This window comes from Pseudomonas sp. ITEM 17296 (assembly GCF_028895205.1).
GTDB lineage: Bacteria > Pseudomonadota > Gammaproteobacteria > Pseudomonadales > Pseudomonadaceae > Aquipseudomonas > Aquipseudomonas kermanshahensis.
In genome coordinates this window covers 1-303 of sequence record NZ_WJRS01000104.1, presented here as the reverse complement: position 1 = coordinate 303, position 303 = coordinate 1, and the positions used below count along the sequence as shown (strand labels likewise).

The following is a 303-nucleotide window of genomic DNA, read 5'->3' as shown; positions in this document are numbered from 1 at the left end:
GCGCCGACACCGGGTGTAGACAGCACGCTCAACCCCATTGAAAAGCCGATGCCACGCGACACCGACCCGCGGATCGAGGGCAATGACCCCGAGAGCCCGCCAGCCACCCAGAATGATGGGCGGGATTTGCCAGGGATGGATGGCAGTGGCTCGGAAGGTACTGGGCGCCAAGGCACGAGCACGGGCAACCCTTGAGCCCCTGTAGGAGCAGCCTTGTGCTGCGAAGAGGCCGGCAATTACACAGTGAATCTTCGCTGCTAGTACCGGCCTCTTCGCAGCACAAGGCTGCTCCTACACAGATCG

1 pseudogene is annotated in these 303 nt (G+C 62.7%); it reads left to right on the top strand.

The features are described from left to right. Positions 1 to 195: pseudogene (locus GIB19_RS28245) on the top strand (hypothetical protein); the annotation flags it as partial. Positions 196 to 303: the final 108 nt, after the last annotated feature.